We start from the raw sequence: 13,829 nt of genomic DNA on the forward strand, positions 1-13,829 counted from the left end.
TGTAAGCCCTTCCGCCGCGGCTTTCGACCGTAGCTTTGGTGCTGCATTTTGCCGATTGTTTCAGAAGTGTGAGTGATTCCAACCCGTTTTGCAGGCGGGTAGGGAGGATGCGTTCCTCGCGTCCGTCGAAATACCGATCCCCACAACGATCGTTGCCGAACAAGCGCCGGAAGCCATCGTAACGGTCACGCCGATCCCGGCGCCGTCGCCGATAAGGCCAGTTGCCGTAACCCGACGCCGGCCGCGCCGTCTGGCGGCTCACCGCATGCGACCGTCCGCCGTCGCTTAGCGGGGACGGCCCGCGAAAGGCAGCTGAGGCCCGTTGGGGAAGGGTGCCAACCGGCAGGAATGGCACGCTCGAGCGCCGCCGCGCTCGCCGGCACCGGGGTTGCAGGTCGCGTTTCAGTAAATCCAACCGCGTGCCACTGCGAGATCCTAGCGCCCAGTTTGGGTCACCTTCGCCGCGAAGCCTTCCCAAGGCCTGACGATGATCTGCTTGGCAAGTTCGCTGTAGAGTTCACAAATCTTCTGCGACTCAGCGACAAAGTTTGCATACGCCTGCCTTGCGAATTCGGTCTGAACCTCAATCGCCTTATCGAACGACCGCACAGCCACGAGCTTTTCGACAAAAGACCCGGTCTCCTGGAGCGACTTCTTGGTGTAGTCCCTGTAGGCATTCGCGATAGCTTGAATACTGACTGGACAGTTGTCCGCCGGCGTGACTGCGCCGATTGAGGGGGCATCCGCCGGGACGCGCTCGCTTGAGGGGAGATCCACCGGCGCAGCTGCGACGATTGGGGGAGCATCCGCCGGTGCGACTTCGCCGATCAAGGGCACATCCGCCGGGGCGGGTGCCCCGCTTGAGGGGGGCTCCACCGGCGCAGCTGTGCCGTTCGTGAGGGTGTCAGTTGACGCGACCATTGCGTCGATTCGATCTTCATCCCGCTGGACGAGCTTCGGACTCTGCTGTTGATCAGGTTTCTGGCCTCGCTGATCCGCCTTCCGGCTGCGCTGGCGGGGCTTACTGCGCGGTTTGTCCTTGTGTGTAGTCGACATTGTTTAACTCCGCTCTTCCGAATCAAACCCGACGCCAAAGATACTCCGTCATGTTTGCGATGGAATCGCGGTTCTGCCTTGTTCGTTACGCGGCGTTGATGTGGTGACTGGAACTCTGAATGGAACGCGGGCGGACCTGACGCGCCCCAGGGCAGTCGGGTATTCGAGTGCCAGGCCGTGAAAGAGCCATGGCTGTACGTCAGGTTCGGCACATCAATGTTGGGGCCGATAGTCCGGCCGCAACGTCCTGTCATTCGTTGCGCTTAATTTTTGCAGCTGTAGATGGTCGCGTTCCTGGAGCCGGGCCGAAGCGATCAATTTACCCCCAGCCTTCGATCTGACGGGAAATCGCGGATCGCCCGCAAAAATCCGGATCGTTCGACCGATCGGATCAACCGGTGTTAAAGCTGCGGCAGCAACGCGCACGTAATTCCCTCCGGCGCGGCGTCGATCGTGGCTTTTGACCGTAGCTTTCGGCGCTGCAGGCAGAAAACCACGCTTATTGCGAGCATTGGCGCCACGGTTCGGAGGAGGGGATGTCCGTCGGGTGAGGAGTTACGATGTCGACGAGGGGACCTAGTGCGGAGCGAGCTGATTTCCGCTTAAGGCACTTTTCGGCCATGCAATCGCGGTCTGACGATGTCCGCTGTTAGTCCAAGACCTTCCATCCATGTCGTCTGGATCGAGTTCGGTGCCAAATACCTCGCTCATGACTGAGTCAAAGATGCGATCAACCTCAAGGACGGGCAATGGCTCTCCTGTCTCAACTCAAAGGGTCGTTTTGATTCGGTACGGTGAGACACTGAAACACCAAGCTTGCCGGTCGCGACCACGTTGCCATAGGACGACCACGCCCTGCCGGTGTCGGTTCGAAGGCGGTGTCGAACCGGATCCCCACCAATTCCCCACCAGTGCCGAACCCATTCCCCACTAGTAGCCTCCTAGGAGATCGGCAAATGCCCTGCCGAATGTCCGTTGTTGGGAGAACAGCGGAAAACATATACTCGCACTGAGCTTTTCCGGTTTTGACCCAAATGTATGGTCCGGCCGCGCGTTGCAAGAAGATTTCGTCGAATTGGCGGCGGCGGTCTTGCATCAATGTATCCGGCCTCTGATTGGAGCCCATGTGGTGCTCCGGGCCATCATGGATATCAGCGCGCGTGCGTTCTAATTAGCGGACAGGCCTCGATTGGGCCATTTGGGTCACCAGTGTTCGCACGCGCTCGGAAGACCGAACCTCCATCTCGTCTCATCCTCTCGCAGACCTCGGCTGGAAACTGTTGATAGGGTTACGTCATCGCTTGCTCCTCATGTCGCGCAGTTCCTTTGTTCGAGCCAAGGGCCGTTCCTTCGTCCCGGCCCGCAGAACGTCGATCGCGTCGCGCGCAGGGGCGGTCAAGGCCGGCCGTCGCGCCTGGCTTGCGGCGGGCGCCGGCGTCGCCAGGCTGCGCCTTGACCGCGCCGAGCACGGCGCGAGGATCAAGCGGGTCGGACGCCTGCATCGTCGGTCCTCGTCAGCTCGAAGGCGCGTCCTTTGGCCAGCACCGCCCAGGCGATCCGGGCAAGCTTGTTGGCGAGCGCGATCGCCAGCACGTTGTGGTGTAACCGCCTCTTGGCGGCTTCGATCCAGGATTTGAGCCCGTAACGTTCCCAGTCCTTTATCCTGACCAGCACAACCCATGCCGCCTGCACGAACAGAACGCGCAGGTAGCGATTGCCGCGCCTGGAGATTTTGCCGAGGATCGTGCGGTCTCCCGTCGAGATCTGCTTGGGCACCAGTCCGAGCCAGGCGCCGAAGTCGCGGCCTTTGGAGAATACGTCTCCAGTGCCGATCGCGGCCACCATGGCGCTCGAAATGATCGGCCCGATGCCGGGCACCGTCATCAGGCGCGAACATGCCTGATCCTGACGGGCCAGGGCTTCGATCTCGCCGGATAAGCCATCGATGCGCTGATCCAGCCGGCGCCAGTCGCCTGCCAACTCCTCGATGATACGCAACATGCGGGGCGACAGGGCATCGGTGCGCGTCGCAAGGATGGTGGGCAGTTCCGTGCGCAGGAAGCCGATCCCCTGGCGCACGGCGATCCCGCGTTCCAGCATGAAGGCGCGAATCTGGTTGATGATGCCGGTGCGTTGCGACACCAGCCGCTCGCGCACCCGATGCAGCGCCTGCAGATCCAGTTGCTCCGCGGTCTTGGTCGCCACGAACTTCATCGTCGGGCGCTGCACGGCTTCGGCAATCGCTTCGGCATCATTGAAGTCGTTCTTCTGTCCCTTGCTATAGGGGCGGACATATTTGGCCGGCATCAACCTGGCATCGTGACCAAGCGATGCGAGTTTGCGGCTCAGGTGATGGGCGCCGACGCAGGCTTCCATGCCGACCAGGCAGGGCGGTATATTGGCGAGCCGCGCTTCCACTTGGCCACGCGACCACTTTTGCCGCAGCACGATGGCGCCGCGCGCATCGTGGCCCACGGCGTGGAATGAGTTCTTGCCGATATCGATGCCGATCACGGCGATCGCGGTATTGGGTATCTGAGACATGGCGTGCTCCTTGTCCTTGGCGCCCCTTGCCAGCTTCGCTTGCTGGCGGGGCAGGAGCACGGCCGGACCATCCCATTAGCGGTCGTAGGATTGGGTCGTTCAGCTTCCGCTTGTGGAACCATCTGCGACATCTCCTGCGTCGTGCCTGAGGGGCTACGTAGCTCTTCCAGAATGCCACGATGAGCTGGTACGCTGGCGTCTCTCGGAGTCTTTAGGAGAAAGAAAGTATGAGACGCCGCGATTTCATTAAAGGGATCGCCAGTTCGGCAGCGGCGTGTCCGCTCGCCACGCGCGCGCAACAGCCGATTGCGGTGGTCGGCCTGCTTGGCGGCGCGTCGCCCGCCTTGTTCGCCGGACCGCTGCGCGCCTTCCGTGGGGGACTTGCAGAATCCGGCGCTGCGGAAAGCCGCAACCTGACGATCGAAGAGCGATGGGCGGAGGGGCGCAACGATCGCTTGCCCGATCTCGCCACCGATCTCGTAAGGCGCAAGGTCGACGTGATCGTCACAGTTACTACGCCGGGCGCGCTTGCCGCCAAGGCTGCCACCCCGACCATTCCTGTTGTGTTTGCGATCGGGTCTGATCCGGTTAAGGATGGCATTGTGCCGAGCTTGAACCGGCCCGGCGGCAATGTCACCGGCATAACTGCCTTGACATCCGAGCTCGGGCCGAAACGGCTGGAGCTGATAAGCGAAATCGTGCCACAGGCAGCGTCGTTTGCGTTGCTCGTGAACCGCAGAAACCCAAACCTCGCCAACAGCCAGACAGCGGAGCTGCAGACGGCAGCCGGTCGGTTGAAGCGAGAGCTGTATCTTCTCGATGCCGGAACGGAGGCCGAACTCGACACGGCCTTCGCACAGCTGAAAACGACCAACGCGCAGGCGCTGATCATTAGTGCCGACGGCTTCTTCACCAGCCACAGTCGTCAGTTGGCCGCGCTTGCGATCCAGCATCGCATCCCTGCCGTATACCAAAACCGGAGTTTCGCCGAAGCAGGCGGCCTCGTCAGCTATGGCGGTAGCACCGCCGACGCGTGGCGCCTCGCCGGCGTCTATGCCGGTCGGATACTTCGCGGCGAGCAACCGGCTGATCTGCCTGTGCAGCAGGCGACGAAGGTAGAGTTGGTGCTCAACAGCAAGACCGCGAAAGTACTCGGCCTCGTTGTGCCGCCCTCCGTGCTCGCGCGCGCCGACGAAGTGATCGAGTGATTGGCAAGCAGAGCATGAGGCGACGCGACTTTATTGCAGCACTTGGCGGCCTGGCGGCGATGCCGTTCGGCGCGCGCGCGCAGCAGAAGATGCCCGTGGTCGGCTTCCTTGCGACCGGCTCGGCGAGTGCTTTTGCTTCGCGCCTCAACGGGTTCCGGCAAGCCCTCGGTGAACTCGGATTTCAAGAAGGTCAAAACCTTGCAATCGAATATCGCTGGGCCGGCGGCGACTACGATCAAATGCAGGCGTTCGCCGCGGATCTGGTCGGTCGCGAGGTCGATGTGATCCTTGCTTCCGGTCCGCCTTCATTGCGTGCAACGAGTGCGGCGACCTCGACCATTCCGATTGTATTCGTGGTCGGAAGTGATCCCGTACGAGACGGTCTGGTCGGAAGCATGTCGCGACCCGACCGCAATCTCACCGGCGTTACCTTCCTCGCGGTTGATCTGACGCCGAAACGGCTAGAGCTTGTGGCGGAATTGGTTCCACAAGCCAAGGTCGTTGGCCTGCTGACCAATCCGACCAACGCGGCCGAGGAACGTGTGGTAGCGGATGCGCAAGCCGCGGCAAGGACAGCCGGGTTCCGGCTGGAGGTTCTGACCGCCAGCAACGATAGTGAAATCGACGCTGCATTTGCGACGCTCGTCCAGCGGCAGGTCGGCGCGCTGCTCGTCAGCCCTGACACTCTGTTCACCATCTCGACCGACCGCATCGTGGCTCTGGCCCTCAGTCATGGGACCGCGACCATCTTCGCTTATCGGGCATCCGTCGCGTCCGGCGCGCTCGCCAGCTATGGCCCCAACGTTCCGCGGATTTATCGTGATGCCGGACTCTACGTCGGTCGCATTCTTAGAGGCGACAAGCCTGGTGACCTCCCGGTGTTGCAGCCGACGGTGTTCGAACTCGTGCTCAATCTCAAGACGGCGGGGGCGCTTGGGCTTGCAATACCACCGGCGCTGCTTGCCACAGCCGACGAAGTAATCGAATGACCGCTTCTGGCACGAACCGGACATGCCGACCCCATTGGGCGATGTCCGGTTTCGAGGGAAAAGCGGAAAACATCTACTCGGAGTGAGTATTTCGCCTTTTTACCCGAGGCGGACGTCATCCCGCGGGGAGTTTTTCGCATTGTTGCGGCAGCTTTGACGAGGCCGATCGGCCAGCACATCGGGCCGCCTGGCATCAGCACAGCGGTGTCGTTAAGAAATTTATTAACCTAAAATCTCGCACGCTTGTCTCGGCAACAGAGTGAGTCCCTGTTTGGAGCTTTACGGTAATCGTGCGTTTTCGGCGATTGTCGCGAGCACTGGGGCGGATGTGGCACTTTTCGGACGTCACACGCGGTCGGATCAATCTCCGCTAGCTGGGGACGAACAGGCGTCGCGACTCGTTTCGCACAATAATTCGGCAACTTGCCTCCTTATGAATCACTCGCTGCCTGCACTGCGTATTGCGTGGTGGAGCCTGCGGCGGGTTCAATCGACCTCCGATTCGTAACGGGATGCACATGGTGCTCTGTCGATAGGGAATCTTGCCGCGCGTTACAGTAATGCTGCAAACCATAGAGGAGAAGGATCATGTACAACGATTCTCTGTTCAATGCTTTTGCCCGGTCCTTCGAGGCTCGAAGCGAAACCGACATGTCGATGGCGGAATATCTGGAATCATGTCGAGGCGATCCGATGCGATATGCCAATGCGCCTGAGCGGCTTTTAGCTGCTATTGGTGAGCCTCAAATGATTGACACGGCCAAGGACCCCCGCCTTGGCCGAATTTTTTTGAACAGGACAATGCGCGCCTATCCGGCCTTCGCCGGATTCCATGGCATGGAAGAAACGATTGAGCGCATCGTAGGGTTCTTCCGGCACGCAGCTCAAGGTTTGGAGGAGCGCAAGCAGATTCTTTATTTGCTCGGACCGGTGGGCGGTGGAAAATCGTCGCTGGCAGAACGGCTGAAGTCGTTGATGGAATTACATCCAATCTATGTGCTGAAGGCCGGCGACGAACTCAGTCCCGTCTTCGAGAGTCCTCTCAGTCTGTTCGATCCGGAATCGCTCGGACCGATGATTGAGGAAAAGTACGGCATTCCGCGTCGCCGCCTGAATGGACTGATGAGTCCCTGGTGCTATAAGCGGCTGGAAGCTTTCGGGGGCGATATTTCACGATTCCGCGTCGCCAAAATCCAACCCTCGCGCTTGCGGCAGATCGCGGTTTCGAAAACGGAACCTGGTGACGAGAACAATCAAGATATCTCTTCGCTGGTTGGCAAGGTCGACATCCGCAAGCTGGAGACCTTTGCCCAGAATGATCCCGACGCCTACAGCTATTCCGGCGGATTGAACCGCGCCAATCAGGGGATTCTCGAATTCGTCGAGATGTTCAAGGCGCCGATCAAGATGCTGCACCCGCTGCTGACCGCAACCCAGGAGGGTAATTATATCGGCACCGAGAATATCGGGGCGATTCCATTTACCGGTATCATTCTCGCGCATTCGAACGAATCCGAATGGCAAAGCTTCAAGACAAATAAAAATAATGAAGCCTTCATCGATCGCATCTGCGTCATCAAGGTACCTTACTGCCTGCGGGTGACTGAGGAACAGAAGATCTATGAGAAGCTGATCCAGGGATCCGAGCTCGCTTCCGCGCCGTGTGCGCCGGCAACTCTGGAGACGCTGGCGCGCTTCTCGGTAATGTCGCGCTTGCGCAAGCACGAAAACTCGACGCTGTTCGCGAAAATGCGGGTCTATGACGGTGAAAGCCTCAAGGAATCCGATCCGAAAGCCCGCAGCGTTCAGGAATACAAGGATGCTGCCGGCGTCGACGAAGGCATGGACGGCGTCTCGACGCGCTTTGCATTCAAAATTTTAGCAGCAACGTACAATCACGACACAGCGGAGCTTGGTGCAGATGCCGTCCATTTGATGTATGCGCTTGAGCAGTCGATCCGCCGGGAGCAGCTCCCTGAGGAAATCGAAAAGCGCTACCTCGAATTCATCAAGGCCGAGCTTGTGCCGCGCTACGCGGAGTTCATTGGCCACGAGATTCAGAAGGCCTATCTCGAATCTTATTCGGATTACGGTCAAAACCTGTTTGATCGTTACGTGGACTATGCCGACGCCTGGATCGAAGATCAGGACTTCAAGGACCCTGATACTGGCCAGTTGCTCAATCGCGAGCTTCTAAACCAGGAATTGACCAAGATCGAGAAGCCCGCGGGCATCGCCAACCCAAAGGACTTCCGCAACGAGGTCGTCAAGTTTTCTCTGCGTTCGCGGGCACAGCAGGGCGGCAAGAACCCGTCCTGGACCAGCTACGAAAAGATTCGCGAGGTCATAGAGAAGCGGATATTTTCGCAGGTCGAAGACCTCCTTCCGGTTATCTCGTTTGGTTCAAAAAAGGACGGCGATACCGAAAAGAAGCACGGCGAATTTGTCGAGCGGATGGTGGCGCGCGGCTATACCGAGCGTCAGGTTCGGAGGCTCGTCGAATGGTACATGCGCGTAAAGCAGGCTAGCTGAGGCGGAGCAAGGTGGCCATGCACATCGTCGATCGGCGTCTGAATCCGGGCAATAAAAGCCTTGAGAACCGCCAGCGTTTTTTGCGCCGTGCCAAGGCGCTGGTTCAGGACGCGGTCAAGAAATCCTCACAGGACCGGGATATCAAGGATGTGCTGGAGGGTGGCGAAGTCAGTATTGCCGTTGATGGCTTGAATGAGCCGCGCTTTCGCCGCGAAGGCGGCACGCGCGACATGGTGCTTCCCGGAAACAAGAAGTTCGTCGAGGGCGACATTCTCCCGCGATCGGGCGAAGGCAGTGGAAAGGCGTCCGAGCCAGGCGAAGGCGACGGCGAAGATACGTTTCGGTTCGTTCTGAGCCGTGACGAGTTTGTCGACCTTTTCCTCGACGATCTCGAATTACCGGATCTTACCAAACGGAAGCTTGCTGAAGCCGAACGCGACGGACTCCATCGGGCCGGCTATGCGACGTCCGGCTCGCCCGCGAACATTTCGGTAGGCCGGACGGTGCGGCTCGCAACGGCGCGGCGGGTCGCGTTGCGGCGGCCAAGGCCGGAGACGATTGCACAGCTTGAAGCGGAGATCGCTGATTGCGACGAGGCGCGCCGCATCGAGTTGATGGTGGAGATCGACGCATTAAAGGCAAAAGTCCGCCGGATTCCTTTTATCGATCCGATCGACATCCGATATCGACGTTTCGAAACCGTGCCAAAGCCGGTGGCCCAGGCCGTCATGTTTTGCCTGATGGACGTGTCTGGCTCAATGACCGAGCATATGAAGGATCTGGCCAAGCGCTTCTACATGCTGCTCTACGTGTTTCTGAAGCGGCGCTATCGCCACGTCGAGATCGTCTTCATTCGTCATACGGACCGGGCGGAAGAGGTGGACGAAGACACCTTCTTTCACGGACCGGCCTCGGGCGGTACGTTGGTATCGAGCGCGCTGCAGGCGATGCACGACATCGTCCGGTCGCGGTTTCGTCCGGCGGACTGGAACATCTACGCCGCCCAGGCCTCCGACGGCGATAACTCCGGCTCGGACGGAGATGTTGTGAGCCGGCTCCTGACCGAGATGATACTGCCCGCTAGCCAGTTCTTTGCCTATCTGGAAGTCGGCGAGCCCGGCGGCAGCGCTTTCGATATGTCCGATTCGCAGCTTTGGAGCCTGTATCAGCGCTTGCGATCCGATGGCGTGCCGCTGTCGATGCGCAAGGTCAGCGACCGCACCGAAATCTTTCCGGTGTTTCACGATCTGTTTCACCGCCGCGGAAAGCAGGAGAAAGCCGCGCCATGACCGCGACAGCCGAACGCTTGTTTGGGGGAGCAGACTGGGACTTTCCGACGCTGCAGCGTATTCACGACGCCTGCGAGGAAATCGCGCGCTCTGAACTGGGGCTCGACACCTACCCTAACCAGATTGAGGTCATCACCGCGGAGCAGATGCTGGATGCATTTTCCTCGGTCGGCATGCCGCTGTTTTACAAGCATTGGGCGTTCGGCAAGCGTTTTGCGCATCAAGAGGCGTCTTACCGTAAGGGACTTATGGGGCTTGGCTATGAGATCGTGATCAACAGTTCGCCGTGTATTTCCTATTTGATGGAGGAAAACACCGCGACCATGCAAACGCTGGTAATTGCTCACGCGGCGTTCGGCCACAACCATTTCTTCAAGAACAACTATCTGTTCAAGCAATGGACGGACGCTGATGGAATTCTCGATTATCTCGATTTCGCCAAGAGCTATGTGGCGCAATGCGAGGAGCGTCATGGTCGGCTGGAAGTCGAGCAGACGCTGGATGCCGCGCATGCCCTGATGTCGCACGGGATTGATCGCTATCCCGGCAAGAAGAAGCTGGATCTACGCGCCGAAGAAAAGCGCGCTGGAGAGCGCCGCCTGCACGAGGAGAGTGTGTTCAATGATTTGTGGCGAACCGTTCCGACCGGACCGATCAAGAGTGTAGCGACGCTGAGTGCGGAGCGGAGACACAAGTTGCTTGGGCTGCCGCAGGAGAATCTGCTGTATTTCCTCGAAAAGGCGGCCCCGCGCCTGCAGCCTTGGCAGCGCGAATTGCTACGGATCGTACGGCACATCGCGCAGTATTTCTATCCCCAGAGCCAGACCAAAGTCATGAACGAGGGCACAGCGACTTACGTGCATTACCGTATCATGACCCGGTTGCACGCACAGGGTCGGATTTCCGACGGCAATTTTCTCGAATTCCTACAGTCGCACACTAATGTCGTGTTTCAGCCTGACTTCGACGATCCGCGCTTTTCGGGCCTAAATCCCTATGTGCTCGGTTTCGCGATGATGCAGGACATCGAGCGCATCGTCTCCAATCCTGACGATGAGGATCGTGAATGGTTTCCGGACATTGCCGGAACCGGTGACGTGATGGCGGTATTGCGCAATGTCTGGGCCAACTACCGAGACGAAAGTTTCATTGGTCAGTTCCTCAGCGCCCGGCTCATGCGACGCTTCCGAATGTTCCATCTGCATGACGATCCGGCGGAAGGCGCTGGTATCAGAGTAGATGCTATCCATAATGAACGCGGCTACCGTCGTGTTCGTCGTGAATTGGCACGGCAGTACGACGTCGGGTTCATCGATCCCAACATCGAAGTAGTCGATGTTGACCTTGCGGGCGATCGTCGCTTGATGTTGCGCCATGTCGTAGTGAAAGGAGCCCAACTGAATGAGGCGGATGCGAAGCGCGTGCTTCAGTACCTCGCCGATCTTTGGAGCTATGACGTGTCGCTCGTCGAAGTCGACGCTGCAGGCACGGTCCTCAAGGAATACGTTTTGAACCCGCGTCGGTTCACTGCCGCAGCGTAAATGGTTGCCGGGTGAATTTCGAACGGAACAGCAAATATCTACTATGGGTGCGAAGAGGGGATGGGGTATGCCGGCGCGCAGCAGCAGAGGACACGGCGTGATCTCATTCCTTCAGTGTGAACTTCTTACGCAGCTCCGCAGCTATCTTGTCGGCGAGTTCCTGCGCGTTCTTCGTGTGCTTCGGCGCAGTTATCACCGTCGGTCGCCAGCCGAGGAGCGGATCTCGGCGTACCGATACGAACACACCGCCGATCAACAACCTCTGAAGAATCATGTCTTCGAGCTCGGCGTCGGATTTTGCTTCCTTTACCACTGGATCCTTTTCTGTCGCCAGCCCCAGGCTGAAGTTGAAATCTGACGATTTTGCGGAAATACCGTGGAGCCGTAAGGTTGGTGCGCTGGGTCCTTGTGGGCACACTTTTACCACTGGCCCGTGACGGCTTTTAATTTGTATCTGCCGGAGGCGGTTCTTTGTGACGCAGTTGTCGGTTCCTGGCACAAACCGGCGGTTAGAGGGCGGGCAGAGCATGTCCGCTGCCCGTGTATTTCAGACATCAACTTGTTCCGCTATTGCCAGGGCGTCATCGACCTCGATGCCGAGATACCGGACCGTGCTTTCGATCTTGGTGTAGCCCTGAGATTGCCCGTTCGTCGATAGGTCAGGGTAGCTTTTGTGCGGCGAAGCGAATGCGTCCCGAACAGTCTTGGGTCCAGTCCCACGCTGCCGATCCACTCGGAGACGAGGCGGGCATATTGGCGGGTTGTCATGCTGCGGTCAGGTCCGCGATGGCCGGTGAACAAAAACTCGCCTGGCCTTTTGTTGGCGACTTTCAAATAGTCGTCGACCGCTTGGCGGGTCTGTTCGCCCAATTCAAATCTGACTGGCCGTCCCGTCTTCTTCTGCCGAACCGTTGCGCGATCCGCCGTATATCCGCCGGCGGCGACATCCTCGACTCGGATGGCGACGACATCACAGCCGCAAAGTTTGCTGTCGATTGCCAGATTGAACATGGCGAGATCCCGAGCGCGCCCTTCGATTTGGAGTTTCGTCCGGATCGACCAGACGTGTTTGGGCCGCAGCGGCGGCTTTGCCCCGGTTAGCTTGCCTTTGTTCCACGGCATTCGCTTGGGCGCGGGGGTCGCATTCACTTGATCCTGCATGGCCATACTCCTCGGCTCGGTTACAGAGGCGAGAAGCATGAGCCAACGGGTTAGTTAGGCATTGGAATCAGGTCGGTTTTCGGGCCAAAGCGGACTTCGCGGCCGGCCCAGCGGCAAACGACCTGTAGCGATTGACCCATAGCCGGCGCGGCTCACTGAACGACCGCACGCCGCGAAGACTCGGCGGTTGTTGCCAGCAGCTTCCTATGACACCATCCAAGTACTGGGTTTTATGATTTATGGATGCCTATGCCACGTCGGAAATATGCTTGGGAGAAGCTGTCGGATGAGCAGTTGCTCAAGCAACGCCTCAGCAGTCTGAGGGTTAAGGTCGAAGGCACCTGGCTCGAGGATTGTCTCGGCACTCTGAATGAAGAGCTTCAAGCGCGGGGCATCCGGCTGCGGCCGCACGCATGGATATCGAGCGAATGGTTCAGTCCGGCAGATGTGCCCGGCATTGCCATCCCGTTCTATCTTGCCCATCCCCGCCTGATGAAACTCGAGAAGAAAATGATGCTCGAGGTCGAGGGCGGCACCTGGTCCGAGTGCATGGCCATTCTCCGTCACGAGGCAGGCCATGCCGTGCAGCACGCCTACCAGTTGCAACGCCGCCGGCGCTGGCAACAGTTGTTCGGCCCGTCTTCGAAACACTACCCGCTCTATTACCGGCCCAATCCGGCCAGCCGGCGTTATGTCCAGCATCTTCGGCGCTGGTACGCGCAGAGCCATCCGGACGAGGATTTCGCCGAAACCTTTGCGGTGTGGTTGCGGCCGCGGTCGAACTGGCGGACACGCTATGCCGGCTGGCCGGCGCTAAAGAAGCTCGAATATGTCGACGAGCTAATGGGCGAGATTGCAGGGGAGCGGCCGCCGGTCACGACACGGGAGCGTGTCGATCCACTGCCTAAGCTCAGCCAAACGCTTGGCGAGCACTACCAGAAAAAGCAGGCGTTCTACGCTTTCAAGCCACCGAAGACGTACGACCGCGACCTCTCCCATCTCTTCTCCGCTGATCCACGACATCGACGGGCGCAGCCAGCGGCGGTCTTCATCAGGCGGCACCGCGCGCAAGTCAGGCAGATGGTCTCGCGATGGACGGGCGAGAACCAGCTTACGCTCGATGCCGTTCTTGATAACATGATCTCCCGCTGCCGCGAACTCGATCTCCGTGCCCCTGGCTCCGAACGGAAGCTTGTCATCAACTTCACCATCCTGTTGACCGCAAAGACCATGCACGCGCTGTTCGGCCCGTCGCGGCGCAAATGGATCGCTCTATGAGACGCCTGCGCATTCTAGTGCTGATGCATCCGGACTGCGTGCCCCCCGACTCGACCGACGGATACACCGCGCGGGAGATCAACGGATGGAAAACGGAATTCGACGTCGTGAGCACCTTACGTGCGGTTGGCCATGACGTTCGCCCGCTCGGCGTGCAGGAGGAAATCAAGCCGGTGCGCGACGAGATCGAAAGTTTCAAGCCGCATGTGGTCTACACGTTGCTGGAGGAGT

At 59.2% G+C, this 13,829-nt stretch carries 9 protein-coding genes and 1 pseudogene; 6 read left to right on the plus strand and 4 right to left on the minus strand.

What is annotated here, in order from left to right; translation table 11 throughout:
- Nucleotides 1–435 precede the first annotated feature (435 nt).
- Both V1289_RS45150 and V1289_RS45155 read right to left on the minus strand, forming a co-directional pair.
- Complete coding sequence (locus V1289_RS45150; RefSeq protein WP_442896147.1) at nt 436–831, minus strand: phasin family protein; 396 nt, start codon at nt 829–831, stop codon at nt 436–438.
- Between the two features lie 1,704 nt (nt 832–2,535).
- Nucleotides 2,536–3,600, minus strand: a complete 1,065-nt coding sequence (locus tag V1289_RS45155) for an IS110 family transposase (RefSeq protein WP_334398280.1) — start codon at nt 3,598–3,600, stop codon at nt 2,536–2,538.
- 227 nt (nt 3,601–3,827) lie between these two features.
- Here V1289_RS45155 and V1289_RS45160 point away from each other — a divergent pair, with 227 nt between their 5' ends.
- From V1289_RS45160 to V1289_RS45180, 5 genes are all read left to right on the plus strand, one after another.
- Complete coding sequence (locus tag V1289_RS45160) at nt 3,828–4,808, plus strand: ABC transporter substrate-binding protein (protein WP_334405993.1); 981 nt, start codon at nt 3,828–3,830, stop codon at nt 4,806–4,808.
- Between the two features lie 14 nt (nt 4,809–4,822).
- The gene (locus V1289_RS45165; RefSeq protein ID WP_334405994.1) at nt 4,823–5,797 is read left to right on the plus strand and encodes an ABC transporter substrate-binding protein; all 975 of its coding nucleotides are present in this window, start codon (nt 4,823–4,825) and stop codon (nt 5,795–5,797) included.
- Between the two features lie 588 nt (nt 5,798–6,385).
- On the plus strand, nt 6,386–8,329 hold the full coding sequence (locus V1289_RS45170; protein ID WP_334405995.1) for a PrkA family serine protein kinase: 1,944 nt from the start codon (nt 6,386–6,388) through the stop codon (nt 8,327–8,329).
- Between the two features lie 17 nt (nt 8,330–8,346).
- On the plus strand, nt 8,347–9,618 hold the full coding sequence (locus V1289_RS45175; protein WP_334405996.1) for a YeaH/YhbH family protein: 1,272 nt from the start codon (nt 8,347–8,349) through the stop codon (nt 9,616–9,618).
- On the plus strand, nt 9,615–11,159 hold the full coding sequence (locus V1289_RS45180) for a SpoVR family protein (RefSeq protein ID WP_334405997.1): 1,545 nt from the start codon (nt 9,615–9,617) through the stop codon (nt 11,157–11,159). Before V1289_RS45175 ends, V1289_RS45180 begins: the two co-directional genes overlap by 4 nt.
- A 103-nt stretch (nt 11,160–11,262) precedes the next feature.
- Here the strand turns inward: V1289_RS45180 and V1289_RS45185 are convergent, their stop codons facing one another.
- Together V1289_RS45185 and V1289_RS45190 are read right to left on the minus strand one after the other, a co-directional pair.
- Complete coding sequence (locus tag V1289_RS45185) at nt 11,263–11,472, minus strand: hypothetical protein (RefSeq protein WP_334405998.1); 210 nt, start codon at nt 11,470–11,472, stop codon at nt 11,263–11,265.
- 234 nt (nt 11,473–11,706) lie between these two features.
- Nucleotides 11,707–12,326, minus strand: a pseudogene (locus V1289_RS45190) (tyrosine-type recombinase/integrase).
- Nucleotides 12,327–12,563: 237 nt separating this feature from the next.
- Between V1289_RS45190 and V1289_RS45195 the strand changes: the two are divergent.
- A complete protein-coding gene (locus V1289_RS45195) occupies nt 12,564–13,598 on the plus strand; it encodes a putative zinc-binding metallopeptidase (RefSeq protein ID WP_334405999.1) in 1,035 nt (344 codons plus the stop codon).
- Nucleotides 13,599–13,829: the final 231 nt, after the last annotated feature.

Source organism: Bradyrhizobium sp. AZCC 2289 (genome assembly GCF_036924615.1).
GTDB lineage: Bacteria > Pseudomonadota > Alphaproteobacteria > Rhizobiales > Xanthobacteraceae > Bradyrhizobium.

Excerpts from the sequence above, each read along its gene's own strand:
- V1289_RS45155 (WP_334398280.1), bottom strand. The coding sequence starts at position 3,600 with ATGTCTCAGATACCCAATACCGCGATCGCCGTGATCGGCATCGATATC.
- V1289_RS45160 (WP_334405993.1), top strand. The coding sequence starts at position 3,828 with ATGAGACGCCGCGATTTCATTAAAGGGATCGCCAGTTCGGCAGCGGCG.
- V1289_RS45165 (WP_334405994.1), top strand. The coding sequence starts at position 4,823 with ATGAGGCGACGCGACTTTATTGCAGCACTTGGCGGCCTGGCGGCGATG.
- V1289_RS45170 (WP_334405995.1), top strand. The coding sequence starts at position 6,386 with ATGTACAACGATTCTCTGTTCAATGCTTTTGCCCGGTCCTTCGAGGCT.
- V1289_RS45175 (WP_334405996.1), top strand. The coding sequence starts at position 8,347 with ATGCACATCGTCGATCGGCGTCTGAATCCGGGCAATAAAAGCCTTGAG.
- V1289_RS45180 (WP_334405997.1), top strand. The coding sequence starts at position 9,615 with ATGACCGCGACAGCCGAACGCTTGTTTGGGGGAGCAGACTGGGACTTT.
- V1289_RS45195 (WP_334405999.1), top strand. The coding sequence starts at position 12,564 with ATGCCTATGCCACGTCGGAAATATGCTTGGGAGAAGCTGTCGGATGAG.